Below are 26,392 nucleotides of genomic sequence, written 5' to 3'. Positions count from 1 at the left end.
ACTGAAGTCTTGAGCCCGCAGGCACTTAATGCGCGCATCCACTCAATATCCATCAGCCGGGAGTCGTCTCGACAGACGGCGCAAGCTGTTGAAAAGGCTGAGATACAGGGCCTTTCGGTGATTTCAGGCTGCCCGCAAGCTGCGCGCATTTGTCGCACCCTTATGTGGCCTGACGAACAGCGGGAACCGCAACCGGATTATGCAGTCACAAGCCCCCCATGCGTTTGCGTTATCGACGTGTCCATGCCGTGACAGGTCAGTATTCAAACCCTGAGCGCTGGCATGCGCAGTGACTTTTCTTTATCGTGTGCGCCCGTTGAAATTTGCTCGAGAAATCAAAATGTTGGAAGCCTCCCTTAGCCAATTGGAACAGCTTGTCGGTGATCTGGTGCAACAGAATCAGGCCCTTCAGGACACAAATGCACAGCTCAACGCAGAGCTGGCAAAAGCCAAGGACGAGAACGAGAACTTGCAACTGAGTCTGATGGAGCAGGAAGAAAAACAGGGCAGCACCGCGGCCCGCATCCAGGCACTGGTTGACCGCGCTACCAGCGCAAGCGCTGTCGGCGCATGAACGTCGACGGCAGCGGTGTAACCGTTCTTTCAATTCTGGGTAACGAGTATTCGGTCAAGGCTCCGGCTGGTGAAGACCTCACGCTCATGAAGGCCGCCGCGATGCTCAATGCGTCGCTGGCCGACACCAAGCGCAAGTACCCGACCCTGATCGGTGATCGCTTGCTGGTTCTGGCAGCCTTGAACCTCTGCTCGCAGCAGATCGAGCTTGAGCAACTGCACAAGGTCGAGCTGAAACGTTACCGGGAGAAGGTCGATGCGACGGTAGATGTGATCGCCAAGACCATTTCCCAGGGCTGAACTCGGGTCGCATTCAAAACGAATGCGATTGCGTGCGTCTGCGCCATTGCCCCAGTCGTTCGTCGAGCAGCAGAGGGCTGTCGATCTGCTTTCTGCGGGCATGGCTGAACAGAATCAGCGCGAGCTCCGCCGTGACCAGTGCGTCGGCGCTGGCGTGGTGTCGCTCTTCTGCTTGCAGACCAAAGAAGCGGGTCCAGTCGTCCAGCCCTGCGTGACGCAGGTTGGCTTGTTCACACAGCATCGGTGCGAGTTCAGCGATGTCGAAGAACGGATGCTGCAAGCGATAGCCAAGGCTCTCTTTCAACGCGCGCGACAACATGTGCTGATCGAACGGCGCATGGAAACCGAGAACCGGGCTGTCGCCGATGAACGCCATCAGATCCAGTAACGCCTCGACCGGCTCGCTGCCCGCTGCAATCGCGCTGGGTGCCAACCCGTGAATCAGCACGGCGGGGCTGACCTTGTGATCGACACGCAACAGCGTGCGCTCGAACTGCTGGCCCAGGTCGATGGCGCCGTCTTCAATCACCACTGCGCCGATGGACAGCACCTGATCGCGGTTCATGTTCAGGCCGCTGGTTTCAAGGTCCAGCACCACCCAGCGTTGCTGGCGCAACGGCTTGTCGCTGAGCCTGGCGCAAGCTGGCAGTTGTTTGAGCCGGTCCAGGTGTGAGGCGTCCAGATGGGTTGTCTTCGGCCGCGGTTTCAGCCATTCGAACAGGTTCATAGTTGGTAACGCAGCGTCAGACTGGTTTGCAGTCGCTGCGCCTGACGAAACGATTCGCGCAGAATGCGTCGGTCCAGATGGTTGAGCGTGTCTGGGTCAATGCGGTTTGAATACGCCAGGTTCTGGCGACTCTGCAACTGATGCTGCTGCATGCGAGTCTGTTGAATGAAGTGATAAGCCTCCTGGTACGCGGCACCATCCAGAGGGTCGATGACTTCACGCTCCACCAGTTGCCGCAGACGCTCCTGCGTGCTGTTGACGGCAATACCGTTGGCCAGCGCCAACAGCCGGGCGCCGTCTACAAAAGGCGTCAGACCTTCGGTCTTGAGGTCCAAGGTGTCTTTTTCATTACCCTTGCGAGCCACGACGAAATCCTTGAAGCGGCCCACCGGCGGGCGCTGGCGCAAGGCGTTATCGGCCATCATGCGCTGGAATAACTGATTATCCGCGACCTGGTCAAGAATGCCGCGCCGCAATTGCTCGCAGCCGTTTTCATCACCCCAGACCACACGCAGATCGAAGTAGATACTCGACGCCAGCAGATTATCTGGAGTGGCTTCGCGGATGAAAGCTGAAAAACGATGTGACCATTCCTGCCGTGACAGGCACAAGTCAGGGTTGCCGGCCATGATATTGCCTTTGCACAGCGTGAAGCCGCACTGCGCCAGGCTCTGATTGATGCGTTCGGCAATCGGCAGCAGCAACCTCCGGGTCTGTTCTGCCTCTGCTGCATCGCGGGCCTCGAACAAAATGCCGTTGTCCTGATCGGTATGCAGGGTCTGTTCGCGTCGGCCTTCACTGCCGAAGCACAGCCAGCTGAAGGCAACCCCGGGGTCGCCTTTCTCCGCAAGCGTCAGTTCGATCACCCGGCAGACCGTATGGTCGTTGAGCAGGGTAATGATCTGGGTAATCTGGGTCGACGAAGCGCCGTGGGCCAACATGCGGTCGACCAACTGAACGATATCGCCCCGCAACCCGGCAAGCGCTTCAATGCGCGGCGCTGTGCGAATGGTGCGCGCCAGATGCACAAGGTCTACGCGCTGCAGGGAGAAAAGATCTCGCTCCGACACAACTCCGCACAATCTTCCGTCCTTGACCAGGCACACATGCGCAATGTGGCGCTCGGTCATGGCAATGGCCGCATCGAAAGCGCTGGCGTCCGGGCTCAGGTGAAAGGGCGACGGGCTCATGCTGTGACTGACGGGAGCGCTGAAGTCCACATTCACATCGGCAACCGCCTCGCGCAGGTCGCGCAGGGTAAAGATGCCCAGTGGCGCTTGCTGTTCGTCGACGATCACGATACTGCCCACCTGCTGCTCATGCATCAGCTTCACTGCATCGCGCATCGGCGTGTCAGGGTTGCACATCACCGGATGACGCATGGCCAGGTCGCCCAGGCGGGTGTTCAGGGAATATTGTGTGCCGAGTGTTTCGGCGGCGCGCTGCTGAACTTGCTGATTGACCTGATCCAACAGGCTGCTGACCCCGCGCAAGGCGAAGTCGCGAAACGTCGTGGACAGTGCAAACAGCTTGATGAACGCCTGCTTGTTCAACTGTAGGCAAAACGTGTCTTCGGCGGCCAGGTGCTCGGTGCGCGTCGCGCGTTCGCCCAGCAAAGCGGCCAGCGGGAAGCATTCGCCGGTAGTGATCTCAAACGTTGTCTCTGTGCCGCCTTTTGCAGAATGCGGCCGTTCGCCGACGATTCGTCCCTGTTTGACGATGTAAAAATGCTCTACTGGCCCATCGCCAGGCTTGATGATGCTCTCGTCAGCGGCGTAGAAACGGAGCTGACACTGCTCGACAAGGTAGGCCAGATGAGCGTTTTCCATCTGGTTGAACGGCGGGAATTTTTGCAGGAACTGCATGGTGCCGTGTATGTTCTGCAGCACGGCTGTCTTGCCTGCCTGGTTGAAAGCATCTGCCTTGCTCATGGCCCGGTCCGCGTTCTTGTTATTGGTGCTCATGGTCGGCCGCTTGCCGCCAGGTGCCCATTGGACGTAAGTCTTACGCCAGAATGATTGCTCGGCCAGGGTAATTGCCGGATAACTGATAGACAAACGCAATGGATTGCGCGCTGCGCCTGGCCAGGATGCCGACGAAATACATCGCAGATTGACCTGAATCTGTTGTCGGATAAGTCCAGGGAATGATGAGACTGCAATGATTGACCACGATATTCTGAGCGACGATGAGCGCAATGCCCTCAATGAGGTCATGCTCACGCCTGAACGCGACGCCCCGCAACGGGTCCTGATCGTTGATGACGACAGTGACGCGAGAGAACTGCTGGCAGAAATTCTGAGTCTCAACGACATCAGCTGCATGACCGCGCCCGGTGGCGACATCGCGCTGCGCATGCTCGAAACCCGTCAGTCCATTGGCCTGCTGATCACTGACCTGCGAATGGCCCCATTCGACGGGCTGCAACTGATCCGCAAGATTCGCGAATCGGATCGCGCGGATTTGCCGATCATCATCGTGTCCGGGGACGCCAATGTGCGTGACGCCATTGACGCCATGCACCTCGACGTTGTGGATTTTCTGCTTAAACCGCTGAACACCAAACAGCTGGTGAAGCTCGTCAAGCGCGAGTTGGGCGTGGGTTGAGGCCTTGCCAAACCTGACTGGCTAGCGTGCCAATGCTTGCGCTGGCACGCTGACCCCCCCCTGTTCAAGGCGGTGGAAACTGCGCTGCGGTGCGCTGACCGTCGACATTGGAGAGCTTCTGCCAGCGCAGCAGGTTGCGCCAGCCGACGACGGTCGAGTCCCGCGCCCGCTCGCGGACTATCAACACCAGTGGCCGCCACGTCTCTTTGGTCAACAAAATATCGTCAATGGCCTGTCTGGCCTTTTCCGCCGCCTGCGCGTCTCCGCGCTGCAATGCCAGGGTCTGAATGCCTCGATACCCGTCTATCTCGGCCCCGGCCCGACCTTTCATCGAGTAGTTGACGTTGTATTGGCAATACTTGCTGTCCTTGCTCAGACGCTTGATCGTCGCCTCGAAAGCATCAAGATGCATGGCTGCCCGCAGACGGTTGTCCGGGGTGTTTTTATTGCCGGTCTCATCCGGCTCCAGCGTTTCGATACAGCGCAGCAACCACAGGTCGCGGTTGGCGGTGATCTCGGCCTGCATATCACGCGGCGTGGAATAGTGTCGGTCAAGATCGGCGTCCTGTTTGTCGCCGATTAAAAAGGGCGATATTTCGTTTTTTTCCAGCGCCCAGGCCAGATCGCGTGACATTCCCAGCTGCAAACCCAGCCCCTGACCCTGAACACCATAGTCAGCGTCTTTTTTTGCCGGCGTGGCCGAGCTGGCTATCGGCGCGAAGTTCAGGTTGGCCGTGACCCCCGCACGTTGCTGGGCGGTGTCAGCCTTGGCGCCGACGACGCTGATGAATCCTCCTGTTTCGGTGCGTTGCTCCTTTATTCGATCAGCTTCGGCGTACAGCGAGGGTTCCAGCGTCAATGTCTGCGATGCACCACTGGAGCCATCCTTGAAGCGTGCAGCCGGCGCGCGCAATGCCACACGCGCTGCTACGTTGCGGGTACTGGAAGTCGCATCGATCTGGCTCACAGATACCTCAGGGTTACGCGCCAGTATGGATTCCAGCGGCCCGGAATAACGTTGGCCCTGTGTGGGCTCGATGATGTCCCAGCGCACCATGCTGTCCAGAGCGGTAAGCATGTTGCCGCGCATTTCATCGTCTTTGTGGCGAGTGCGGAAAAAACGCATGAGGGTCGAGCTGGTCTGGGTTTGCTGGGCGCTAAAACGGCCAGTGAACGCAGCCTGTATCGCCACCCCTTCTGCAACCGCGCCGCCGACGGCCACACCGATGGTCGCCTCGGCGGCCTCGGTTCGGGCCCTGCCGAAGGACATTTCCATTCCCAGAATCGGCATGAACAACTGGGCAAACGCTTCGTCACTGCGCGACTTTTCTGCCGAGAAGATCGGCGATACTGTGGGCGATATCAAGCCATAGGGCAGAGACGGCAGGCCTAACCCAAGGGTACCGCCACCGCCCAGGCGCAGTCGGTCGCGCAGGCGGCTTTCAAGAATGAACGGTTTGAAAAACGTCACGATGTCGCTTTTCTCGCTCAGGTGCCGGGTTTTCAACAGTTTTATCGCTGCGCTCAGGTCTTGATCAAGCACCTCGTCAACAGATTGAGCGGTTTGCAGCGCTGGCGGCAAAATCTCGCGCAGGTGCTCATCGACACGATTGATTGCCTCGTAAACTGACAATTTGCTGCTCGCAAGTTCGTTGTAAAGCGGCGGAAGTTCAATGTGTTGAGCTTTTTGCAGAACGTTGACTGCACGCTTGCCGTTCGCGTCCGGCTTATCCCAGATCTGCGACAGCCGCTGCTGGTGGACGCGAGCCTTCAGCAGGCTTTGCATCGATTTGCCATCACGCTTTTTCAGCGTCGCTTGCGACAGATGAGTGCCTTTCTTTTCCAGTGTTTTCAGGTGGTCGAGCATGGCGTGGGCTGCCGAAATCTCAAGTTGCAGTTCCGGTGCGCCGCGGCAGTTTTTCAGGGTTTCTTCCAGCTGCTTTATTCGCGCTGTAATAACCTGATCAACTTGTCTTCTGGGCGATTGCAGCCCCATGCTTTCGCCCACCGTGTAGGCGCGATCCAGCGTCGATTTGGCAAAAGGTGTCTTGTTCAGCGTTGGGGCGAGGCGGCGTGGCAACGAGCTTTTCGCTGGGGCAGTTGCCGTGGTCTGCTCTGGAGTATTGGCTGCAACGGCGCGCATGACCCATTCCATCGTGGCTTTTTTCAGGCGTTGGTCATGTTGCGCATACGGCGTGCCGGGAGCATTGCTGTAATAGCCGTTACGAACCGCATTGAAGGCGGCGTGATCGACATCGTCGAACGACTTCTCGCTGCCATCCAGCTTATGACGTGCCACCTGTTTGGCCGTTTGCAGCCATGCCTTTACCTTGCCATCGGGCTCTTTTTGCTGCGCCTCGTCGGCGTTCCAGAACACCCTCAAAGGCTTGGCCCGTTCGGCCACTATCGGTTTAGTACCTTCGCTGGAGAGCAACTGAAGCATTTCCATGCCACGCGGCACACTTGCCAGTTTTCGACAAAAGTCGAGGGTGTCCCTCTGGACACTGTTGTTGTTTGCGCTACGCGTCCTGACCGACCTGGACAACTCCTCTGCGATGCGCGGCCAATGTTCCAGGAGATGCTGGTTCAGCAGGTCGAGTACGCGGTTGGCGCGTGCAGCGTCATTGCCCGTCAGTTCTGCCAGCGCCGACGTAACGATCTCGATAACCGCAAAGGGCGGAATCGGTGTTGGCGGGGGCGTAGCTTGCAGGCGGCCGGCAATGCGTTGCAGTGACGCTTTAATCTCGTCCGCGCCTGTCGTTGCAAAAGCATGCGCTTCACTGATCTGACTAGAGAGGTACTGTTCGCGAATGTTGTTGAGGGCGGTTTTGTCGTCTCTTTCTTGCGTTTCCCCCTCTGCAGGCGCGGTTACCTGTGTTGATTCGGGCAGCTTCTGTTCAAGTGTCTTGAGTGCAGAACGTTCGTTACTGGCGACAGCCAGCCGCTGGTGAAGCTCGCCCAGTTCGGCGTTCAAACGCGCAACATCGGCATCGACGCGCACCAGTCTTTTTGCCAGTTGCTCATGCGTTTGCATGGCCCGCGAACGCGTTGTGAGCGTTTGTTCGATGACACTGTCCAGCCTTTCGGCTTCGGCTGAACCGTCTGGCGTTGCCTGTCGTTGGGTACGCAAGGCAGAGAGCTGTGCGTTGGCCTGCGCGGCCGTTTGCTCGGCGGCGGTCATGTCATGGTCGAGCGAAATCAGCTCGCGGGTTTCCGCTACCTTGAGTTTCAACTCGATTGCGATAGCGGCGTGCCGATCACCGAAACGGGCATCTACCGTCTGCATACGTGTGCGCAGTTCACTGAGCCATTTCTGAGAAAACTCGGTTTTCTGTGCAGCCTGGTCCTGCCCCTCGCTCAACGCGCCCAGTTGCAACACCTCTGTACCCTGAATCAGCTCACGAAGTTGCTGGCTGGCGAGGCGGGTGGTGGTGTCGGCTTGTTGAACACGAACCCTGGCCTGATCCAGTCGCCCGGTCGACGAGGGTAATGTGGCCTGTTCAAGTGATTCAAGATGTTCGCGTGCCGCGACCAGCGCATGGGTCGCTGTGGCGAGAACCTTACTCTGCTGATCCAGTCGAGCGCTCAGCTCTTTGACGGTCGCTGCAATGGCTGTAGCACTCTGCTGCGAGTTATCGGCCTTGGTCCTGGCTGCGCTGTCACTGCTGACAACCTCACGCAAAGGGGCAGGTTTGAGCCACGGAATAATCCTGGTGGTGATGCGCCTGACTGTTGACGGCGCAGGACGCTCCCAGAGAGGCGTCGGCGCTGCCTTCAGGCTGTTCAGCGCCGACTCGGTCAGGCGCTGCAGTTCATGCGCCTCTTTGAGCAACGGATCGTGATCTTCATTGCTCGACGTATGCTCACCTTCCTCTGGAATCCCGCTGCGCAGCGGCCGGTTAAGCGTGCGACCGGTGCCAGGAATACCGAGACTGAAGTTGGTCTGGCGCTCTGAAAGTTTTCCAGCCAGGCGCGTTCTCAAACCATGTGCTTGCTGAATGCCCGGCGCTGACCGTGGCGCTGCGGGGTTTGCCACGGGAGTAGGTTCATGCACGTTGACGGGGGCGGGAGGTGGTGTTGGCTGCGATGTAGATCCTGTTTCGAGAGGTACAACCGGATTGGTAGAACGAGTATCGATTCTTAAGTTCATGAGCAGCTCCATCAGCTCAGGTATCAAGTTCGACAGATCAATACAGGTGGTGGTAGTAATCGACACTGCACGTTAGGTGGTGCGTGAAAGGTGTTCGAAGGGCTATCGCCATGACGCCTGAGCGTTGCATGCGACACTTCTTCAAATTGCCAAGGCGGCACGGGGAGGCGTGTTTGCTCGAGGGTGGGGCTAAGAGCTGACTCGCGGTTTGCGTCCTTTAGTGGGTCAGCTGGGGCAGGTGCCTGAAACCGCTCCTTCCTGGGCGGGTGGTTTTCGGACCTGTCTGGATGGGTGGCCGGGATGTAGATTCGGTTCCGGGTTTTTTATTTTGATGAAAGCGGAAGGGTGATGAGCGGGGCTGAAAGTTCAAGGCATGGCCGACTGATCGCCCATACAGTCAGAGGCGTTCGGGCCGATGGGGATCATTCCTGCGTAGACGAAACCCGACTCTTCTCCCCAATCTATTCCCCATCCTGCTGTTTCAAGGTCATAAATCTTGTTTTCTGAAATCAGTTCACCGTTGCGATTGTCATACAGCCGATAGAAGCCAGGGTAGCCCCACAACGGGAACCATTTTGGCGGTACGTCTTCGTCAGGATGAGGCTTGCGATGAAACATATTCGGCAGTACCCAGAATGGTTTAAATGTTTCGAGTCTGTAGCAGCCATCAGGGCTGACGATCGGGTCACCTGACCTTTCCGCCAAGCCTTTTTCCCACCATTGCGACGCGGTCCATAGGCTGAGTGCGATGGTGATGCAGGTTGCAAGAAAGATGATGCGTGTCGATGGCGGCTTCATTCTTGAGACGCACCACGTGCGGTGGGCCGATCCCCCATACAGTCAGGGACATTCGGCCCGATGGGGATCATTCCTGCGTAGACCATCCCTGACCCACCGCCCCAAGACATTGGCCCGCCTGCCGACTCCAAATCATGAATCTCGGTTTCCGAGATCAATTCGCCAGTGCGATGATCGTAGAGACGGAAAAATGCAGGGTAGCCCCACCAAGGGAGCCATTCCCGAGGTACACCTTCGTTCGGGTCGGGCATTGTGTGAAACATCATGGGCAAAACCCAAAATGGCTTGAATAGCTCTACGCGATAACAACCGCCAGGGCTGATATAGGGTTCACTCAAGCGTTCGGCCAAGCCTTTTTCCCACCACTCCGACGCAGCCCACAGGCTTAGGGCGACGGCGGTGTAGGCTGTTAGAAAGGAAATGCGCCTTCGAAGGTCTTTCATTCTTCTGGTGTCAGCTGTGTGGGTAGGTCGCCGATGCAATCGGGGGCATTCGGGCCGATATAGATCATTCCTTCGTATACGCCGGGTCGCAGTCGGTCACCCCAGAAAGTACCGCCGCCGCCCGTACGTCCAAAATCATACACTTCGCTTTCCCCCAGAAAAGCGTTGGTACGGTGGTCATATAGCCGGTCAAAGCCTGGAGCTATCCATTGAACAAACCACTGAGGTTTCTCAACTTTATCGGGAGTTCCCCATGGATGTAACCATGTAGGAAGCAGCCATGCTGGCGTATAGCTTTCGATTCTGTAACATTTGTTGGGGCTAATGATGATTTGATTTTCCTTTGTGGCTAAGCCCTTTTCCCACCACTCTGAAGCGGTCCAGGCGCCTGTTGAAATGTAATGTAGGAAAATAAAAATAATAAGCGTCGCCCCAGAATATTCATGTCCAATCGCCGAGATCAATGCATTTTTCAATTGTTTTCCATAGTAAGTCTGAGTAGATAATAAAGTCGCCACCTTTATGGCGCGCAGCTCTGTAGTCGCGAAAGTTTTCGTTTGTGACCGCTGCAAAAGGACCATCTTTGAGTCTGATGATTAGATTTCCTTGCGGGGTAAGAGCGATTACTGTCTCTGTTTTTGTGAGCAGCCGATCTTCTGTCTATGTTCCAAGGTACTGAAGCCCATTGAAGTCATAATGGTCGCGGATGTAAAAACCTGCCTTATGAATGTTGAAAAAAAGCGAGGTTTCTCATCTGATCTGTTTTTTATTTCTACTGCTTCTCCAATTACGCCAACTTTCAGTGTGGCGGATCCTAGGGCGCCGTACATATCATCAGCTACGTCCCACGTACTACCGAAGTTTTTTATGTTTATTTGAGATGATTTATCTATTTGTCTTGCCCCTAGATTTTCGTGTCCCAAGCGGAATGACCCCCTTCCATCCCAGCCAGCGTGCTTTAATCTTTCTTTCAGGAGGCCTATGGCAGGGACGCTGGTTAGTCTGGACTCAGCCGAGGCGACGGCCTCTCGGCATCGCTCAAATGTCATTGCCCATTCCATCTTTACTATGTCTTCGTCGCATTGCTCTGGCATTAATGCGGCAGGCTCAGGTCTGGTTTCTTTTTTTTTCCAATCCGCCGGCATCTCCCACCCCGGGCTATCAAACCATCGTTGCATCAACGCCGCAGCGGTATCCCAGCCCATGTTGCGCATGGCGCCCGGGATGTGGGACAGGGCGAGGTTTTCGATGATGACTTGCTTGGGTGGCGTGTCCAAGGGTGCATAGGTGCGTGACACACCCTGTGGCAGGGCGAAGTAGGTATCGGGACCGACGGCATTGGTGCGCTGGAAATCATTCAGGGACATGTTCAGTTACTCCATTACAGGCCAAGGGGCGGAGGCGGCAAACTGCAGGGTCGAGGGGCTTGAACTGCCATGTTTGCGGCTGTGGCCGTGCTCATCGAGGGTGCCGCGAGCCGTGCATTGGTTATGTTCCAGCAGCACGTAATCCAGATGCCCAAGGCGATTGCGTTGGTGGGTGAGCATTTGAAAATGCTCGTCATACACGATTCGGTTTTGTTTAGACGTCGGCGCAGTGTAGGACTGAGCAAGTACGACGGGGGTATATGCCCGTTTCCTTGGTGAGGGGAGCCTGTCATGACGTGTCCTCCATGATCGGTCATATCACCTACAACAATTGCCAGTCGGTTCATGCAACTCTCCTTGAGCAGAACTGAAGTCATGGCCACTCTCAATGCTCATCAGTTTAAACGACGTTGTTTAAGATGTATGACTTTTGTTAATGCAACAGGAAGAGAGATAGCACTGTGTGTCGTGCGCGGGAATACCTTGTGGTTACGTTTTTATAATTTAAGACTCGACTTACTATATTGATCAGGCGTCTTACGCGGGGGATAACTTTTTCCCACAAACGGGATGAAGTTTGTTTTGCTTCTATGATGTGTCGAGTTGGAAAGTATCTGGGTCGTTCAAACGAAAAAACGCGATGTTTACTCATCACCTTCCCGAAGAGGCAGCAAGCCGCCTCTCCGGTCCGGTGACTGGAATCCTTACACTCCGTTCTTGGTTTTGAACTCACGACGACGACGATGCAGCACCGGCTCGGTGTATCCGTTCGGCTGTTTTGTGCCTTCGATTACCAGCTCGACGGCCGCCTGGAAGGCGATGTTGCTGTCGAAGTCTGGCGCGAGTGGGCGGTACAGTGGGTCGTTGGCGTTCTGGCGGTCCACGACGGGTGCCATGCGCTTCAAGCTTTCCAGGACCTGAGCTTCAGTGACCACGCCATGACGCAGCCAGTTGGCCATGTGCTGGCTGGAGATGCGCAGCGTGGCGCGGTCTTCCATGAGGCCGATGTCGTTGATGTCCGGCACTTTCGAGCAACCTACGCCCTGATCGATCCAGCGCACCACGTAGCCAAGAATACCCTGGGCGTTGTTGTCCAGTTCGTTCTGGATTTCTTCCGGCGTCCAGTTGGTGTTCGGTGCAAGCGGGATGGTCAGGATGTCGTCTACCGAAGCCTGTTCGCGTTGCGCCAGCTCTGCCTGACGGGCAAACACGTCAACCTTGTGATAGTGCAGGGCGTGCAGCGCAGCAGCGGTAGGTGAGGGCACCCAGGCCGTGTTCGCACCAGCCAGTGGATGAGCGATTTTCTGCTCCAGCATGGCGGCCATCAGATCGGGCATGGCCCACATACCCTTGCCGATCTGCGCACGACCTTGCAGGCCGCATTTCAGGCCGATATCGACGTTGGAGTTTTCGTAGGCCGAGATCCATTTTTCAGCTTTCATCTGAGCCTTGCGCACTACCGCGCCTGCTTCCATCGATGTATGGATTTCATCGCCGGTACGGTCCAGGAAGCCAGTGTTGATGAACACCACTCGCTCACTCGCTGCCTGAATGCAGGCCTTGAGGTTGACCGTCGTGCGGCGCTCTTCGTCCATAATCCCGACTTTCAGCGTGTTGCGCGGCAAGCCCAGTACCTGTTCGATACGTCCGAACAGTTCGTTGGTAAACGCGGCTTCTTCCGGCCCGTGCATCTTCGGTTTGACGATGTACATCGAGCCGCTGCGGCTGTTGCTGCGCGAGTTGTTGCCGTTGAGGTTATGAATTGCCGCAAGGCTGGTCAGCAGGCCGTCGAGAATACCCTCGGGCACTTCATTGCCATGCTTGTCGAGGATCGCATCGATGGTCATCAAGTGACCGACATTGCGGATGAACAGCAAAGAGCGGCCATGCAGTGTGACCTCGCCGCCTTGCGGTGTGGTGTAGACGCGGTCGGGGTTCATGGTGCGGGTGAAGGTTTCACCGCCCTTGGACACCGACTCTGCCAGATCACCCTTCATCAGGCCCAGCCAGTTGCGGTAAACGACCACTTTGTCATCGGCATCGACGGCCGCGATGGAGTCTTCGCAGTCCATGATGGTGGTCAGCGCGGCTTCCATGACGATGTCTTTCACGCCTGCCGGATCGGTCTGACCGACCGGGCTGGCAGGGTCGATCTGTAATTCGAAATGCAGGCCGTTGTGCCTGAACAGCACGGCGAAAGGCGCCGATGCATCGCCCTGCAAACCAACCAGTTGTGCGTCGTCACGCAGGCCGGTGTTGCTGCCGCCCTTGAGGCTGATGACCAGTTTGCCGTCGATCATTTTGTAAGCAGTCGAGTCAACGTGCGAGCCTGCCGCCAATGGCGCAGCCTGATCCAGAAACGCTCGGGCGAAGGCGATGACCTTGTCGCCACGCACCTTGTTGTAGCCCTTGCCCTTTTCGGCACCGCCTTCTTCACTGATCGCGTCGGTGCCGTAGAGCGCGTCATACAGCGAGCCCCAGCGTGCGTTAGACGCATTGAGGGCGAAACGTGCGTTCATCACCGGCACCACCAGTTGGGGGCCGGCCATGCTGGCTATTTCTTCATCGACGTTTTGTGTGGTGATCTGGAAGTCTGCTGCTTCTGGCAACAGATAGCCGATTTCCTGCAGGAAAGCCTTGTAGGCTGAGGCATCGTGAGACTGCCCCGCGCGGGACCGGTGCCAGGCATCGATTTGTGCCTGTAATTCATCGCGCTTGGCGAGCAGTGCCTTGTTCTTTGGCACCAGGTCGTGGATCAGTTGATCCGCACCGGCCCAAAACGCCGCAGCATCGACGCCGGTTCCAGGGATGGCTTCGTTCTGCACGAAGTCGAACAGGACTCTGGCGACTTGCAGGCCACCGACTTGAACGTATTCAGTCATTACACTTGCCTCACTCTGCTCAGCAGGGGCGAACGCACTCGGAGAGCGCTCTGTTATTGATCTTTTGCCATGTAGTGCGTGACCGGGGATGCTACATGAGCGGCAATCGCGTGGAAACGTTGCTGAACATGTCAGTAAACGACTGAACACTCATGCCGGGTCACGCTATTTCACTGTGCGCTCGAAAGCGCTCGGGATTGTTCCACAAAGCGTGCCAGACGGTACACGATTTGCCATGCATGAGTTGCCCTTCAAGCACGCCTATACTCGTGGGAATATCGAAGTGTCCAAATCATCTGCACTGCAAGAGGAATAGACCGTGGATCATCTCGTCGTAACGCTGGTTGCTCCCGACAAACCCGGGCAGGTCGAACGCATTGCCCAGTGCATTGCCGAGCATGGCGGTAACTGGCTGGAAAGCCGCATGTCACGCATGGCCGGGCAGTTCGCCGGGATACTCAAGGTTGGTGTCGAAACAGAAAAGTACGACGACCTGATCAAGGCCCTGAACGAATTGTCGGTGCATGGCATCCGCATGCTGCTGGCCGAAAGCGTTGTCGAAACCAGTGGCACCACTCGGCCGATCAGCATGGAGCTGGTCGGCAACGACCGCCCTGGCATCGTGCGCGATATCACCCGTTTGCTGGCCGGGCAGGGCGTCAATGTTGAGCACCTGATTACCGACGTCACCCCGGCTCCCATGAGCAGCGAACTGCTGTTCCATGCCAACGCAGTGCTGGGCGTGCCAGCGGGCTTGTCGCTGGATGATCTGCAGGCAGGGCTTGAGACGCTGGCTGATGATTTGATGGTGGAGTTGGTGTTGGGTGGAGAAGAGTGATTCGAGTCTTCAGGTTATCCAGTTTAACCGTGCACCTGCCTGTGGATAAGCTGGGGGAATAGCCTTGCGCGCCAAGTTCACTGTGGCCTGTAGAGAACTGATCAAAAATCCAACAGTTTCAAGGGTTTGTGCACAGATAAGGTCAGCCTGCCTGTGGATAACCCTTGGAGAACCCTCTGCAGGCCCCGTTTTGAAAGGCCTGCGTGGCGTTGTATGTTTTTTGATCAGCGACGGCCGCGGGATTTCAGCCAGATATCCACACTGTAGATCGCCAGCCCGGCCCAGATGAAGGCAAAGGTGATGAGGGTGCTGGTGGTCAGCTGTTCGCCATACAGCAATACCGCGAGCAGCAGGACCAGGGTTGGCGCGACGTATTGCAGGAAGCCCAGTGTGGTAAATGGCAAGTGGCGGGCCGCTGCGTTGAAGCACACCAAGGGGATCAGCGTGACCGGGCCAGCGGCGGCGAGCCATATGGCTTGGGTCGTCGTCCAGAACTCGGCTTGTGTGCTGACGGCCGTGGGGTTGAGGACCAGCCAGATCAACGCCAGCGGTACCAGCATCCAGGTCTCGACGACCAGACCGGGCAGGGCAGCGACCGGGGCCTTTTTGCGGATCAGGCCGTAGAAAGCGAACGTCAGTGGCAGTGCCAGTGACACCCACGGCAAGCTGCCGACATGCCAGACCTGTTGGGCGACGCCTGTCGCCGCCAAAGCGACCGCGACCCATTGCAGACGCCTTAGCCGCTCACCCAGCAGCACCATGCCGAGCAGCACATTGACCAGCGGGTTGATGTAATAGCCAAGACTGGCTTCAAGCATGCGTCCGTTGTTCACAGCCCATACGTAGACGATCCAGTTGGCGGCGATCAGGGTGCCGCTCAGCGCCAGTACGGCGAGTCGTTGCGGGTTGTTGCGCAGGTCGCGCCACCAGCCGGGATGCTTCCAGAGCATCAGCACAATCGAGCCGAAGAGCGCCGACCAGAGCGCGCGGTGGATGATGATTTCGATGGCCGGAACGGCGGCGATGGCTTTGAAATAGAGAGGGAACAGGCCCCAGATGATGTAGGCGCACAGGCCCAGTATGTATCCACGACGTGGATTGGCAGCTTGCATGGAGCGTCCCTTTAATACAGAAGATTCCAGTTTTATTGTGGGGTGATGCGGTTGATGGTTTTGATCGTACACACGCTGGAGCGCTTATCGTCATACACAAGCGCTCTTTATGATGTTGAAGGCTATCAATCCATCAAAACAGCTTCAGTGGCTCCTCGTTCAGCGCAGCCATCTGCTCGCGCAGTGCCAGTATGTGGTCGCCCCAGTAACGTTCGGTGCCGAACCACGGAAAGCTGTGAGGGAAAGCCGGATCGTCCCAGCGACGTGCCAGCCAGGCGCTGTAGTGCATCAAACGCAGCGCGCGTAATGGCTCGATGAGAGCCAGCTCGCGAGGATCGAAATCGTGGAATTCGTTGTAGCCGTCCATCAACTCGGACAACTGACCCAGGCGTTCCTGACGATCGCCAGCCAGCATCATCCAGATGTCCTGAACGGCCGGGCCAAGACGGCAATCATCGAGATCGACGATGTGGAACATCTCGTCGCGGCACATCATGTTGCCAGGGTGGCAGTCGCCATGCATGCGGATATTGGTGTGCGGCGTGGCGGCGTAGACGTCTTCGACGCGCTTGAGCAGGTCACGGGCTACCGACTCGTAAGCCGGAAGCAGGCCACGCGGGATGCAGTCGTTTTCCAGCAGGTAATTGACTGAATCGTTGCCGAAGTTCTTTACGCCCAGTGCTTCGCGATGCGCGAACGGTTTGGTCGAGCCGACTGCATGAAGGCGCCCCAACAACTGGCCGAGACGATACAGCTGGTCAAGATTGCCCGGCTCTGGCGCGCGTCCACCGCGGCGCGGGAACAGCGTGAAGCGAAAGCCGGCGTGTTCGAACAGGGTTTCGCCGTTATGCACCATCGGCGCAACAACCGGCACTTCGACCTCGACCAGTTCTGCAGTGAAGCTGTGTTCTTCGAGGATGGCTTCGTTGGTCCAGCGCTGTGGGCGGTAGAACTTGGCGATCAGCGGCTGGCCGTCTTCGATACCGACCTGATACACGCGGTTTTCGTAACTGTTGAGCGCCAGGATGCGGGCGTCGCTGAGAAAACCGATGCTTTCGACAGCATCCAGGACCAGATCGGGAGTAAGTGTTGCAAACGGGTGAGCCATGACTACTCCTGCGCGCAGCAGGTTGCCGCGTCGGACCGGTGATGGTAACGCAGACCGGTCCCGCTTCGCCAAACCCATCGGATTAAAGTGCTCAAGGGTCGGACTGTCACTAAACGGTCATCCCTCGTTCGCCATTCAGCCATGTTGAGCGCATAGAGTCGCCGTCAATGAGATCGATCTCAAGCGAGCGACAATGACTGATCTGAAAGAGGTTGCAAGCCTGGCCGGCGTTTCCCGGGCCACCGCTGCACGTGCGTTTGCCAGCCCTGATGTGGTGCGTTCCGAGACCCGTGACCGGGTATTCGCCGCAGCCCGTACGCTGGGTTTTCGCCCTAACCGGCTGGGCAGACAGTTGCGTCTGCAAACCACCAACCTTATCGGCGTCGTGGTGCCTAACCTGCTCAATCCAGTGTTTGCCGAACAGTTTCAGGCCATGGAGCGAGCGGCCCGGGCGCGCGGCTATACCTTGTTGCTGGCTACCACCGACTACAGCGCCGAGCGGGAAAGCGCCGTGGTTGAAGAGCTGCTGCGCCAGCGAGTCGACGGCCTGGTGCTGACCGTAACCGACGCCGAGCACAATCGTGTTCTGGAAAGTCTGGCCAGTGAGGACGCTCCGTTCGTGCTGGCCTATCACCAGGCCGGCAATGTGGATTACAGCGCTGTGTCTGTGGATAACCGCGCAGGCATGGCGCTGGCGACCCAATACCTGATCGACGCTGGCCATCAGCGTATCGCCATGGTTGCAGGCCCGGTCATGCAGTCCGACCGCGCCCGCCTGCGCTATGAAGGCTATCGCGATGCGATGAACGAACGTGGCCTTGAGGCGCGCCCCGTGATTGAAATGCCGGATCACACCCGTGCCGACTTTGCCGCGCTCGAGCCCTTGTTGCGCAGTCAAGGCGCACCGAGCGCCCTGGTCTGCTCCAACGATCTGCTGGCCATCAGCCTGATTGCCGAATTGCGACGCAATGGCTGGGGCGTTCCCGAACGCCTGTCGGTCATCGGCTTCGACGGCATTGCGCTGGGCACCCAGATGCACCCGACGCTGTGCAGTGTGGTGCAGCCCATCGCCGAGCTCGCCCACCTGCTCATCGACCAACTGCTGGCCCGGATTGCCGGGTCAGCAGCGGTTTCTCATTGTCTGCCGTGCCACATCCGGCCCGGCGAAAGCACCCAGCCCTACCAGGAGATGCTTCATGCTCAGCCTCAGTAAAACCCTTGCGGCACTGCTGTTATGCGGTGCGGCCAGCCTCGCCCAGGCCGCCGAAACCGCCATCTGCTACAACTGCCCACCTGAATGGGCTGACTGGGGGACTCAGCTCAAGGCCATTGCCGACAGCACGGGTGTTCAAGTGCCGCTGGACAACAAGAACTCCGGGCAGGCGCTGGCGCAGATTGTCGCCGAGCAGGCAGCCCCGGTCGCCGACGTGGTGTATTACGGCGTGACTTTCGGCCTGCAGGCGCAAAAAGCGGGTGTGGTCGATACCTATAAACCCAAGCACTGGGACGACATTCCAGCCGGTTTGAAAGACCCGCAAGGGCACTGGTTCGCCATTCACTCAGGCACCCTCGGCATCATGGTCAACGTCGATGCACTGGGCGGTCTGCCAGTGCCGCAGAGCTGGGCTGATCTGCTGAAACCCGAATACAAGGGCATGGTCGGTTACCTTGATCCTTCCAGCGCCTTCGTCGGCTACGTTTCCGCTGTAGCGATCAATCAGGCGATGGGCGGCACTCTGGATAACTTCGGTCCGGCCATTGATTACTTCCAGAAACTGGCGAAGAACTCGCCCATCGTGCCCAAGCAAACCGCCTATGCCCGCGTGCTGTCCGGCGAGCTGCCGATTCTGGTCGACTACGACTTCAACGCTTACCGCGCCCGCTACAAGGACAAGGCCAACGTCGCCTTTGTCATTCCCAAAGAAGGCACCATCGGTGTGCCTTACGTGATGAGCATGGTCGCCAAGGCGCCGCATCGCGCCAACGCCGAGAAGGTGCTGGATTTCGTGTTGTCCGATGAAGGGCAGGCACTGTGGGCCAAAGCCTATCTTCGCCCGGTGCGCTCGACGATGCCGGCCGACGTGGCTGCGCAGTTCCTGCCGGACAGTGATTATGCCCGCGCCGGCGTGGTGGATTACCAGCACATGGCAGCCGTGCAGGAAGCCTTCGCCGCTCGTTATCTGCGTGAGGTGAAGTAATGTCAGCCTCGTCGGGACAAGCGCCGGCTTTGCGCAAGGGCGGATTTCTCAGGCTGCGGCTACGCCCGACCGCTGCGGTGGCGCTGGCCCCGGCGATGGCGGTATTGCTGGCCTTCTGGCTGCTGCCACTGACCCACCTGATCATGCTCGGTACGCAAGATCCGGATGGCAATGGCAGCGGTTACTGGCAGGTATTGAGCAGCGCTCAGTACCTCGGCAGCCTGCTGCAAACCTGCGTGCTGGCGCTGGTGGTGACGCTGGCGGCATTGCTGGTCGGTGGCATCAGCGGAGTGTTTCTGGCCCGCAACCACTTCTTCGGACGCTCTGCACTGGTGGCGTTGCTGACCTTTCCACTGGCGTTTCCCGGCGTGGTGGTCGGCTTTCTGGTGATTCTGCTGGCCGGTCGACAAGGGATCTTCGCTGCCCTCGGTCTGGAGCTGGCCGGTGAACGATGGGTGTTTGCCTATTCCCTCACCGGGCTGTTCATCGGCTACCTGTATTTCTCTATACCGCGTGTGATCCTCACCGTCATGGCTGCCTGCGAAAGCCTGGACCGGAGTCTTGAAGAGGCTGCTCATTCGCTGGGTGCCGGTCATTGGCGTGTGGTGTGCGACGTGATCATTCCTGGGCTGACACCTGCATTGGTGTCCTGCGGTGCAATTTGCTTCGCCACCTCGATGGGCGCATTCGGCACTGCTTTCACCTTGGGCACGCGCTTGAACGTTACCCCGGTGGCGATCTACAACGTGTTCACCAATTACGCCAATTTCACCGTGGCTGCCGCGCTGTCGGTGATCCTTGGGCTGGTGACCTGGGCGGTGCTGTTGCTGGCCCGCCGCATGGTCGGCAAGTCGGGAGTCGCCCTGTGAAACGTTCGCCATTGTTTGCTGCGCAGCTGGCCTTCACGCTGTTGGTCTGCGCATTCATGCTGGTGCCGGTCGTGCTGTCGCTGCTGGCCGGCCTGACCCGCAATTATTTTCTCGGACTGTCGAGCGGCCTGACCTTCGACTGGCTGATACAGGTCTGGCAGGCCTATTCGCCGACCGTCTGGCTGTCGCTGCAACTAGCTGTGGCCTGTGCGATTTGCGTATGCGTGGTCGGTGTTCCGGCGGCGTATGCGCTGGTGCGCATGAACAATCGCTTCAGCCGTGCGTTTGAAGAGCTGATGGTCCTGCCGGTCGCCATGCCCGGTCTGGCAAGTGCTTTGGCGTTGTTGCTGACCTACGGCCAGTTCGGCAGCTTTCGCAGCAGCTGGCTGTTCATTCTGGTCGGCCATGTGCTGTTTACGTTGCCGTTTCTGGTACGACCGGTCATGGCCGTCATGCAGCGTCAACAATTGCCGGTGCTCGAGGAGGCTGCTGCCAGCCTGGGTGCCGGACCGATCAAGCGCTTCTTCAGCGTGGTGGTGCCTAACTGCAGGGCCGGGATTCTTGCCGGCGTGCTGATGGTCGTCACCCTGTCGCTGGGTGAATTCAACCTGACCTGGATGCTGCACACGCCGATGACCAAGACCCTGCCGGTCGGTCTGGCCGACAGCTACGCCTCGGCCCGGCTGGAAGTTGCCAGCGCCTACACCCTTCTTTTTCTGTTGCTGATTGTGCCGCTGCTGATTGCGTTGCAGGCCATCAGCGCGCGTCTTGCCCGTGGAGAGAGCCGATGAGCGGAACCACCATTCGCCTGAAGGGCTGCCGCAAGGCATTTGCCGATGGCACCGTTGCTGTACAGGATCTGCACCTGACCATCGAGCCCGGCGAAACGCTGGAGATTCTCGGCCCGTCCGGTTGCGGCAAAACCACCACCTTGCGGTTGATCGCCGGCCTTGAACGCCTGGATGTCGGTCAGGTGCTGTTCGATGATCAGGACGTCACCCGGCTGCCTATCGAGCGACGCGATGTCGGCATGGTGTTTCAGAATTACGCGCTGTTTCCGAACCTTGATGTGGCAGGCAACATTGTCTATGGCCTGAAGATTCGAGGGCTGTCGGCTGCCGAGCGCAATAAACGTTGTGATGAGTTGCTGGAGCTGGTCGGCCTGACCGGTCATGGCAATCGTCGCGTCAACGAGCTGTCTGGCGGCCAGCGGCAACGGGTCGCGCTGGCCCGTGCCCTCGCGCCGCGTCCTCGGGTGCTGTTGCTTGACGAACCGCTTGCCGCGCTGGACGCGCAGTTGCGTGAGCGCCTGCGTAGCGAGCTTGATCAGTTGCTGCGCGGGCTGGGTATTACGTCGGTCTTCGTCACCCACGATCAGGGCGAAGCGATGGCGTTGGGCGACCGGATTCTGGTTATGGAAAAAGGCTGTGTGTCGCAGCTGGCGACACCGAGGGAAATCTATCAACAACCCGCCAACGCATTTGTCGCCGGGTTTGTCGGCAATCTGAACGCATTCAGCGTGGTCGAGCGCACATCTGGCGGTCTCAAGGTAAGCGGCGGCGAGCTGCCGTGGCGCGGTGCCGATGTGCCGTCTACAGTCTACTGCCGTCCCGAGCACTTGCAGCCGATGTCAGGCGGCGGGCAGCTTCATGGGCGTCTGGTCGGGCAGTTTTTTCAGGGGGCGCAAAGCCGTTTGCTGGTGGATGTGGGCGCAGCTCAGCCGTTGCTGGTGGACAGCACCGACAACGTAATTTATGCCGCACATGCTGTCATCGCCCTGAGCGTCGAACCGCAAATGCTGTTCACACTGCATTCGTGAAACCGTTTTCTGTCGAGAGATTATTGTGAACCGTTCGTTTCTTATTGCTCAGATCAGCGACCTGCACCTGAAAGCCGATGGTCGTCTGACCTACGGCGTGGTCGATACGCTGGGGGCGTTACGCCGCGCCGTCGCTCATATCAACGCCAGCAAACAGCGGCCTGACATAGTCGTGATCAGCGGTGACCTTGTGGACTTCGGTCGCGAGGATGAATATGCCGTGCTGAAGCCAGAGCTTGAGCGTCTGCAAATGCCGTTCTACCTGGTGCCTGGCAATCACGACAACCGGGAGAACCTGCTGGCTGCGTTTGCCGACCAGGTGTATCTGCCCTTTTCGGCCAGCGGGCCTCTGGACTGGGTGGTGGAACAGTATCCAGTACGCCTGATCGGAATGGACACCACGATTCCCGGCGAACATGGCGGGCAACTGGATTACTGCCAACTGGACTGGCTGCATGCCCAACTGTCGCGACGCCCTTATGTGCCGACCTTGATCATTCTGCATCACCCGCCGTTTATTACCGGGATTGGCCACATGGACCGCGAACCCTTCGGCAATGCGTCGGCGCTGGAGCGTGTGATCGCTCAGCATCCGCAGGTAGAGCGCCTGTTGTGTGGCCATCTGCATCGACCGATGCAGCGCCGTTTTGGTGGCAGTTTGGCGAGTATCTGTCCCGGCACCTCGCACCAGATCGTGCTGGACCTGGATGAGGCCGCTCCTGCACATTTCAACCTTGAACCGGCAGGCTACGTACTGCACCGCTGGGTTCCCGAGCAAGGTTTGGTGAGCCACAACGCGGTGTTCGGCGACTATGAAGGACCGTATCCGTTTTACGATGTGAACGGGCTGATCGATTGACGCCCGAGTGGTGATCGCTCCCACAAAGGCCCTATCTCCTGAGAGTTCGGGCCTTGCATGTAAGGCAGAGCGCTTTGCGTGCTCCTTGCTCAGCGCTCCGCCGATCAGGCGCCGATAACGCCGCCGTCTTCACGGGTGATCACCATCACCGATGAGCGCGGCTTGCCATTGGGCAGGTGCTCGGGGAAGGTGGAGCCACCGTTTTCGCCAGGGTGCTGGATGCCGATGAACATTGTCTTGTAGTCAGGCGCAAAGCTGATTCCGGTGATTTCGCAGCCGACCGGGCCGACCAGAAAACGACGAATCTCGCCGCTGGCCGGGTCTGCGCAAAGCATCTGGTTGTTGCCCATTCCGGCGAAGTCGCCCTTGTTGCTGGAGTCTCCGTCGGTCTGGATCCACAGGCGACCTGCCTGGTCGAAGCTCAAGCCATCCGGGCTGTTGAACATGTTTTGCGGGTTGATGTTGCTCGACCCGGCCTGTGGTGTTCCAGCATGCACGGCAGGGTTGCCCGCCACCACAAACAGATCCCACTCGAAGTCCATCGCCGAAGGATTGCTGTCTTCTTCGCTCCAGCGCAGGATCTGCCCGTACTGGTTTTTGGCGCGCGGGTTCGGCCCGCCGACAGGCTGCCCCTCGTCACCACGCTTGATGTTGTTGGTCAGGGTGCAATAGACCTGGCCGTCCTTGGGGCTGACCACGATCCATTCCGGGCGGTCCATGCGTGTGGCCTGGACGACGCTGGCGGCCAGACGCGCATGAATCAACACTTCTGCCTGATTATTGAAGCCGGCGGCTGCATCCAGTCCATTTTTGCCGTGAGTCAGTTCGATCCACTGGCCTTTACCTTTCGGATGATCCGGATTGCTGTCGCCCGCGTCGAACTGCGCCACGTACAAGGTGCCGTGGTCCAGCAGATTCCGATTGGCTTTCGGGTCCTGGTGATCGATCTTGTCGCGGCTGATGAACTTGTAGATGAATTCGCCACGCTCGTCATCGCCCATGTACACCACAGCGCGCCCACCCTTGGTTTGCGTGAAGGCAGCGTTTTCGTGCTTGAATCGTCCGAGTGCAGTGCGCTTGACCGGTGTCGATTTGGGGTCGAGCGGGTCGATCTCGACCACCCAGCCGTGGCGGTTCACTTCATTGGGATTTTTCGCGATATCGAAGCGCGGATCGTGCGGGTGCCAGTTGATCTCCTTGCTGGCGGCCACGACGCCGTAGCGCTTCATGCCTGCGTCGAACTTCTGCTCGGGGTTGCTGCTGCCAAAGCAATCAGTGAAGTTCTCCTCGCACGTCAGGTAGGTGCCCCACGGCGTCTGACCGCTGGAGCAGTTCTGAAAGGTCCCCAAAGCGTGTGTGCCGGTCTTGTCGGCGTCGGTCTTGAGCCAGTCGTGACCGGCTGCGGGGCCGCTCAGGTCGATCGGGGTATTGCCATGCACGCGACGGTTGTAGTGCGAGTCCTGGACGAACTGCCATTTGCCGTCTTTCTGCCGCACCTCGATTATTGAAACGCCTTCTGCAGCGAGTGCCTTCTGCACTTCTTCAGCAGATTGCGGCTCTTTGCCGTGATCGAAGAGGTAACGGTAGTTGGTGTATTCGTTGTTGATCGCCATCAGGGCGCGATCAGTGTGCCCCGGCATAGGGAACAGGAACATACCGTCGTTGTTGTCGCCGAATTGCTCTTCCTGAGCCTTGGCAGTGCCCTTGCCGCTTGGATCGAAGGCCGGGCCGCCCACGTGCAGCGGCTGGCCCCAACTGATCAGAACGGATGACGTGTAGCCTTTTGGCAAGCTGATGCTGTCGGTGGTTGCGGCAGCGATGCTGTCAAAACCCAGCAAGGCGCCGGACGCTGCCTTGACGCTGTCTGCCAGCACGGTGCGGCTCAGCAGGTTGCCGCCCAGAAACATCGCAGCACCGCACAACGCCCCGGCGCTGATGAAACCTCGGCGGGTAAGGCCAGCCTTGGTAGTGGCGACCATGCTTTCCAGATCGGTGGTCTGATTTTCTTCTAATAGTTTCATCATCACGGCTCCCTCGAATATGGCAGCCACCTTAGTGGGCACATATGACGAAATTGTGTCGCAGTGATGACGCGCCTGGGCTTACAGCGGTATACCCAGCAGCACGAACGAAGCTGCGAATCTTGCCTGCACGCTGGCGCCAGTTTTCAACTGCTGCGCGTGCAGCTGCGAAGGTGTCGCGAGGGCGCACAGCGTCTGGCCGCTGGGCAATGCGATGCGCACTTCGCTGGGGCCGTTTTCGGCGTCGATGACGCTTTCGATATGACCGGTCAGGCAATTGTTTCCATTTGTTTCTTCGGCGCCCGGCGCGTGTAATTCCAGCCATCCCGCCTTGATCAGTGCAACAGCGTCCGTGCCGATTTCCAGGCCCAGACTCAGCGTGCTGTCGTGCGTCACCTGCGCATCGATAAACACCTCATCGGCCAATTGCAGGCGCACCTGATCGTTATGCCCTTGCTGAGTGATGCTCACGATCCGCCCCAGCAACTGGTTGCGCGCGCTGGTGCGCAGGGTCAGGCGATTAAGCAGGTCGAGGTCGCTACTGTGTTCGGCAGCCTCCAGCACCTGAGCCTGCAAGGCTTGCACCCGCTGATACAGACGCAGCACTCGCTCGCCCTCGACCGACAGTCTGGCGCCGCCACCGCCACGCCCGCCGACATTGCGCTCTACCAGTGGTTTTTGCGCCAGGTTGTTGAGTTCGTCGATGGCGTCCCAGGCGGCCTTGTAACTCAAGCCTGCGCTTTTCGCGGCACGGGTGATCGAACCCTGTTCGGCAATATGCTGCAACAGCGCAATGCGTTGCGGGCGACGGACCATGTATTGCGTGAGCAAGGGAGGCAGGGACATGGTGATCCGGGCGGGTTGGGGAAGAGAGGGCAGTATGATCGTTCTTGTGCGTGACGTCGAAAGCCGGACGCGGAGCGTCCAGAAGGGCGTTACCACGCTGGAGCGTGGGAACGATAATCGCCAGACTTACCTGAGTCACCTACTACCTGGCTTGGGTGTTCTTGCCAGGCAGTAGACGTCCACCCGTCGCGCACCGGCGTCGTTCAATAGGCGAGCAATAACCTCTGCCGTCGAGCCGGTGGTCAGGACGTCGTCGACCAATGCAAGGTGCTTGTCTCGCACCCAGTCGGCATCAATCAGGGTGAAGGCGCCGTGCAGGTTCTGCTTGCGGGCTTTGGCGTCCAGGCCTTGTTGCGCTGCGGTCTCCCGGCTGCGCAGCAGATGGTGTTCGTCGACAGGCAATTGCAGCTTTTTGCCCAGCCATCCAGCGAGCATTGCCGCCTGGTTGTAGCCGCGCTGACGCAGGCGTTTGACGGCTAAAGGCACTGGCAAGAGGTAATCCGGGCGCGGCACACCTTCATCGAAGCGGTGCTGAAGAAATTGCCCGCACAGGTCGGCCAGTAAATGCCCCATCGGCAACTTGCCGTTGTGTTTGAAGCGGGTGATCAGGCTGTCGACCGGAAAGTCATACCGCCACGGCGCGATAACCTGGCTGAAGGCCGGCGAACGCTTGCTACAAAGGCCGCAGCTCAGACCGGCGCCGGGCAAGGGCAGTGCGCAACACTCGCATTGCGCGCCAAGCCAAGGCAACTCGGCTTCGCAGGGCACACAGATGGGGGTTGGCACCTCGCTGCGTTCATCGCACAACAGGCAGATTTGTTTGTTTTTTAACCAGATGTAAACCTGATGGTAGTGCCTGGGTTGACACTGCATGG

23 protein-coding genes and 1 pseudogene are annotated in these 26,392 nt (G+C 58.5%); 10 read left to right on the top strand and 14 right to left on the bottom strand.

What is annotated here, in order from left to right; all coding sequences use genetic code 11:
• The first annotated feature begins 340 nt into the window (after positions 1-340).
• On the top strand, positions 341-574 hold the full coding sequence (locus ALO43_RS11695; protein ID WP_005896437.1) for a hypothetical protein: 234 nt from the start codon (positions 341-343) through the stop codon (positions 572-574).
• Positions 571-873, top strand: a complete 303-nt coding sequence (locus ALO43_RS11690; protein WP_005896439.1) for a cell division protein ZapA — start codon at positions 571-573, stop codon at positions 871-873. Before ALO43_RS11695 ends, ALO43_RS11690 begins: the two co-directional genes overlap by 4 nt.
• Before the next feature lie 13 nt (positions 874-886).
• Here the strand turns inward: ALO43_RS11690 and ALO43_RS11685 are convergent, their stop codons facing one another.
• Together ALO43_RS11685 and ALO43_RS11680 are read right to left on the bottom strand one after the other, a co-directional pair.
• Positions 887-1,600, bottom strand: coding sequence for a 3'-5' exonuclease (locus ALO43_RS11685; protein ID WP_053480365.1), 714 nt, complete (start codon positions 1,598-1,600; stop codon positions 887-889).
• On the bottom strand, positions 1,597-3,531 hold the full coding sequence (locus ALO43_RS11680) for a DUF294 nucleotidyltransferase-like domain-containing protein (protein WP_053480372.1): 1,935 nt from the start codon (positions 3,529-3,531) through the stop codon (positions 1,597-1,599). The genes ALO43_RS11685 and ALO43_RS11680 overlap by 4 nt, the downstream gene beginning before the upstream one ends.
• A 229-nt stretch (positions 3,532-3,760) precedes the next feature.
• Between ALO43_RS11680 and ALO43_RS11675 the strand changes: the two genes are divergently transcribed.
• Positions 3,761-4,207 (top strand): response regulator, encoded by a 447-nt coding sequence (locus ALO43_RS11675; RefSeq protein WP_005896447.1) that lies wholly within the window; start codon positions 3,761-3,763, stop codon positions 4,205-4,207.
• Between the two features lie 64 nt (positions 4,208-4,271).
• Here ALO43_RS11675 and ALO43_RS11670 read toward each other — a convergent pair whose 3' ends face one another.
• The 7 genes and pseudogenes from ALO43_RS11670 to ALO43_RS11640 form a co-directional block, all read right to left on the bottom strand.
• Positions 4,272-8,039 (bottom strand): coiled-coil domain-containing protein, encoded by a 3,768-nt coding sequence (locus ALO43_RS11670; RefSeq protein ID WP_054997546.1) that lies wholly within the window; start codon positions 8,037-8,039, stop codon positions 4,272-4,274.
• A 684-nt stretch (positions 8,040-8,723) separates the two neighbouring features.
• Positions 8,724-9,155 carry a hypothetical protein gene (locus ALO43_RS11665; protein ID WP_005896450.1) on the bottom strand — a complete coding sequence of 144 codons (432 nt, stop codon included), beginning with the start codon at positions 9,153-9,155 and terminating at the stop codon, positions 8,724-8,726.
• The gene (locus tag ALO43_RS31420) at positions 9,152-9,598 is read right to left on the bottom strand and encodes a hypothetical protein (protein WP_053480364.1); all 447 of its coding nucleotides are present in this window, start codon (positions 9,596-9,598) and stop codon (positions 9,152-9,154) included. The genes ALO43_RS11665 and ALO43_RS31420 overlap by 4 nt, the downstream gene beginning before the upstream one ends.
• Positions 9,595-10,074, bottom strand: a complete 480-nt coding sequence (locus tag ALO43_RS11655; protein ID WP_223810623.1) for a hypothetical protein — start codon at positions 10,072-10,074, stop codon at positions 9,595-9,597. Before ALO43_RS11655 ends, ALO43_RS31420 begins: the two co-directional genes overlap by 4 nt.
• Positions 10,040-10,965: pseudogene (locus ALO43_RS11650) on the bottom strand (DUF6402 family protein). The gene ALO43_RS11655 and the pseudogene ALO43_RS11650 overlap by 35 nt, the downstream one beginning before the upstream one ends.
• Positions 10,966-10,971: 6 nt before the next feature.
• Positions 10,972-11,145, bottom strand: coding sequence for a hypothetical protein (locus ALO43_RS31415; RefSeq protein ID WP_223810622.1), 174 nt, complete (start codon positions 11,143-11,145; stop codon positions 10,972-10,974).
• Positions 11,146-11,669: 524 nt separating this feature from the next.
• On the bottom strand, positions 11,670-13,847 hold the full coding sequence (locus tag ALO43_RS11640) for a malate synthase G (RefSeq protein ID WP_054997543.1): 2,178 nt from the start codon (positions 13,845-13,847) through the stop codon (positions 11,670-11,672).
• Positions 13,848-14,166: 319 nt separating this feature from the next.
• Here ALO43_RS11640 and ALO43_RS11635 point away from each other — a divergent pair, with 319 nt between their 5' ends.
• The gene (locus ALO43_RS11635; RefSeq protein WP_005896459.1) at positions 14,167-14,685 is read left to right on the top strand and encodes a glycine cleavage system transcriptional repressor; all 519 of its coding nucleotides are present in this window, start codon (positions 14,167-14,169) and stop codon (positions 14,683-14,685) included.
• 224 nt (positions 14,686-14,909) lie between these two features.
• On the opposite strand, the gene rarD is transcribed toward ALO43_RS11635, so the two are convergent.
• Both rarD and ALO43_RS11625 read right to left on the bottom strand, forming a co-directional pair.
• Positions 14,910-15,797 (bottom strand): EamA family transporter RarD, encoded by an 888-nt coding sequence (gene rarD, locus ALO43_RS11630; protein WP_054997542.1) that lies wholly within the window; start codon positions 15,795-15,797, stop codon positions 14,910-14,912.
• Between the two features lie 133 nt (positions 15,798-15,930).
• Positions 15,931-16,905, bottom strand: coding sequence for a serine/threonine protein kinase (locus ALO43_RS11625; protein ID WP_024689725.1), 975 nt, complete (start codon positions 16,903-16,905; stop codon positions 15,931-15,933).
• Between the two features lie 193 nt (positions 16,906-17,098).
• Here ALO43_RS11625 and ALO43_RS11620 point away from each other — a divergent pair, with 193 nt between their 5' ends.
• From ALO43_RS11620 to ALO43_RS11595, 6 genes are read left to right on the top strand one after another with little or no spacing between them, the layout of a single operon-like run.
• A complete protein-coding gene (locus ALO43_RS11620; protein ID WP_024669192.1) occupies positions 17,099-18,118 on the top strand; it encodes a LacI family DNA-binding transcriptional regulator in 1,020 nt (339 codons plus the stop codon).
• On the top strand, positions 18,102-19,103 hold the full coding sequence (locus ALO43_RS11615) for an ABC transporter substrate-binding protein (RefSeq protein WP_053931825.1): 1,002 nt from the start codon (positions 18,102-18,104) through the stop codon (positions 19,101-19,103). Before ALO43_RS11620 ends, ALO43_RS11615 begins: the two co-directional genes overlap by 17 nt.
• Complete coding sequence (locus ALO43_RS11610; protein WP_005896469.1) at positions 19,103-19,972, top strand: ABC transporter permease; 870 nt, start codon at positions 19,103-19,105, stop codon at positions 19,970-19,972. The genes ALO43_RS11615 and ALO43_RS11610 overlap by 1 nt, the downstream gene beginning before the upstream one ends.
• A complete protein-coding gene (locus ALO43_RS11605; protein WP_024689721.1) occupies positions 19,969-20,763 on the top strand; it encodes an ABC transporter permease in 795 nt (264 codons plus the stop codon). The genes ALO43_RS11610 and ALO43_RS11605 overlap by 4 nt, the downstream gene beginning before the upstream one ends.
• On the top strand, positions 20,760-21,791 hold the full coding sequence (locus ALO43_RS11600; protein WP_054997541.1) for an ABC transporter ATP-binding protein: 1,032 nt from the start codon (positions 20,760-20,762) through the stop codon (positions 21,789-21,791). Before ALO43_RS11605 ends, ALO43_RS11600 begins: the two co-directional genes overlap by 4 nt.
• Before the next feature lie 25 nt (positions 21,792-21,816).
• Complete coding sequence (locus ALO43_RS11595; RefSeq protein WP_005896476.1) at positions 21,817-22,650, top strand: phosphodiesterase; 834 nt, start codon at positions 21,817-21,819, stop codon at positions 22,648-22,650.
• Positions 22,651-22,754: 104 nt separating this feature from the next.
• On the opposite strand, the gene ALO43_RS11590 is transcribed toward ALO43_RS11595, so the two are convergent.
• From ALO43_RS11590 to ALO43_RS11580, 3 genes are all read right to left on the bottom strand, one after another.
• On the bottom strand, positions 22,755-24,671 hold the full coding sequence (locus tag ALO43_RS11590) for a PhoX family protein (RefSeq protein ID WP_054997545.1): 1,917 nt from the start codon (positions 24,669-24,671) through the stop codon (positions 22,755-22,757).
• Between the two features lie 81 nt (positions 24,672-24,752).
• Positions 24,753-25,517, bottom strand: coding sequence for a TOBE domain-containing protein (locus tag ALO43_RS11585; protein ID WP_005896482.1), 765 nt, complete (start codon positions 25,515-25,517; stop codon positions 24,753-24,755).
• Positions 25,518-25,652: 135 nt separating this feature from the next.
• Positions 25,653-26,390 (bottom strand): ComF family protein, encoded by a 738-nt coding sequence (locus ALO43_RS11580; RefSeq protein ID WP_024669200.1) that lies wholly within the window; start codon positions 26,388-26,390, stop codon positions 25,653-25,655.
• Positions 26,391-26,392: the final 2 nt, after the last annotated feature.

This window comes from Pseudomonas tremae, from assembly GCF_001401155.1.
Taxonomy (GTDB): domain Bacteria; phylum Pseudomonadota; class Gammaproteobacteria; order Pseudomonadales; family Pseudomonadaceae; genus Aquipseudomonas; species Aquipseudomonas tremae.
The sequence above is the reverse complement of the archived record's forward strand: the minus strand, read 5'-3'. Positions and strand labels throughout refer to the sequence as shown.

What these genes read in the sequence shown, in the direction of transcription:
- ALO43_RS11690 (WP_005896439.1), top strand. Translation starts at nt 571, where the DNA reads ATGAACGTCGACGGCAGCGGTGTAACCGTTCTTTCAATTCTGGGTAAC.
- ALO43_RS11640 (WP_054997543.1), bottom strand. Translation starts at nt 13,847, where the DNA reads ATGACTGAATACGTTCAAGTCGGTGGCCTGCAAGTCGCCAGAGTCCTG.
- ALO43_RS11675 (WP_005896447.1), top strand. Translation starts at nt 3,761, where the DNA reads ATGATTGACCACGATATTCTGAGCGACGATGAGCGCAATGCCCTCAAT.
- ALO43_RS11585 (WP_005896482.1), bottom strand. Translation starts at nt 25,517, where the DNA reads ATGTCCCTGCCTCCCTTGCTCACGCAATACATGGTCCGTCGCCCGCAA.
- ALO43_RS11600 (WP_054997541.1), top strand. Translation starts at nt 20,760, where the DNA reads ATGAGCGGAACCACCATTCGCCTGAAGGGCTGCCGCAAGGCATTTGCC.
- ALO43_RS11615 (WP_053931825.1), top strand. Translation starts at nt 18,102, where the DNA reads ATGCTCAGCCTCAGTAAAACCCTTGCGGCACTGCTGTTATGCGGTGCG.
- ALO43_RS11620 (WP_024669192.1), top strand. Translation starts at nt 17,099, where the DNA reads ATGACTGATCTGAAAGAGGTTGCAAGCCTGGCCGGCGTTTCCCGGGCC.
- ALO43_RS11580 (WP_024669200.1), bottom strand. Translation starts at nt 26,390, where the DNA reads ATGCAGTGTCAACCCAGGCACTACCATCAGGTTTACATCTGGTTAAAA.
- ALO43_RS31415 (WP_223810622.1), bottom strand. Translation starts at nt 11,145, where the DNA reads ATGCTCACCCACCAACGCAATCGCCTTGGGCATCTGGATTACGTGCTG.
- ALO43_RS11685 (WP_053480365.1), bottom strand. Translation starts at nt 1,600, where the DNA reads ATGAACCTGTTCGAATGGCTGAAACCGCGGCCGAAGACAACCCATCTG.
- ALO43_RS11610 (WP_005896469.1), top strand. Translation starts at nt 19,103, where the DNA reads ATGTCAGCCTCGTCGGGACAAGCGCCGGCTTTGCGCAAGGGCGGATTT.
- rarD (WP_054997542.1), bottom strand. Translation starts at nt 15,797, where the DNA reads ATGCAAGCTGCCAATCCACGTCGTGGATACATACTGGGCCTGTGCGCC.
- ALO43_RS31420 (WP_053480364.1), bottom strand. Translation starts at nt 9,598, where the DNA reads ATGAAAGACCTTCGAAGGCGCATTTCCTTTCTAACAGCCTACACCGCC.
- ALO43_RS11590 (WP_054997545.1), bottom strand. Translation starts at nt 24,671, where the DNA reads ATGAAACTATTAGAAGAAAATCAGACCACCGATCTGGAAAGCATGGTC.
- ALO43_RS11625 (WP_024689725.1), bottom strand. Translation starts at nt 16,905, where the DNA reads ATGGCTCACCCGTTTGCAACACTTACTCCCGATCTGGTCCTGGATGCT.
- ALO43_RS11665 (WP_005896450.1), bottom strand. Translation starts at nt 9,155, where the DNA reads ATGAAGCCGCCATCGACACGCATCATCTTTCTTGCAACCTGCATCACC.
- ALO43_RS11680 (WP_053480372.1), bottom strand. Translation starts at nt 3,531, where the DNA reads ATGAGCAAGGCAGATGCTTTCAACCAGGCAGGCAAGACAGCCGTGCTG.
- ALO43_RS11695 (WP_005896437.1), top strand. Translation starts at nt 341, where the DNA reads ATGTTGGAAGCCTCCCTTAGCCAATTGGAACAGCTTGTCGGTGATCTG.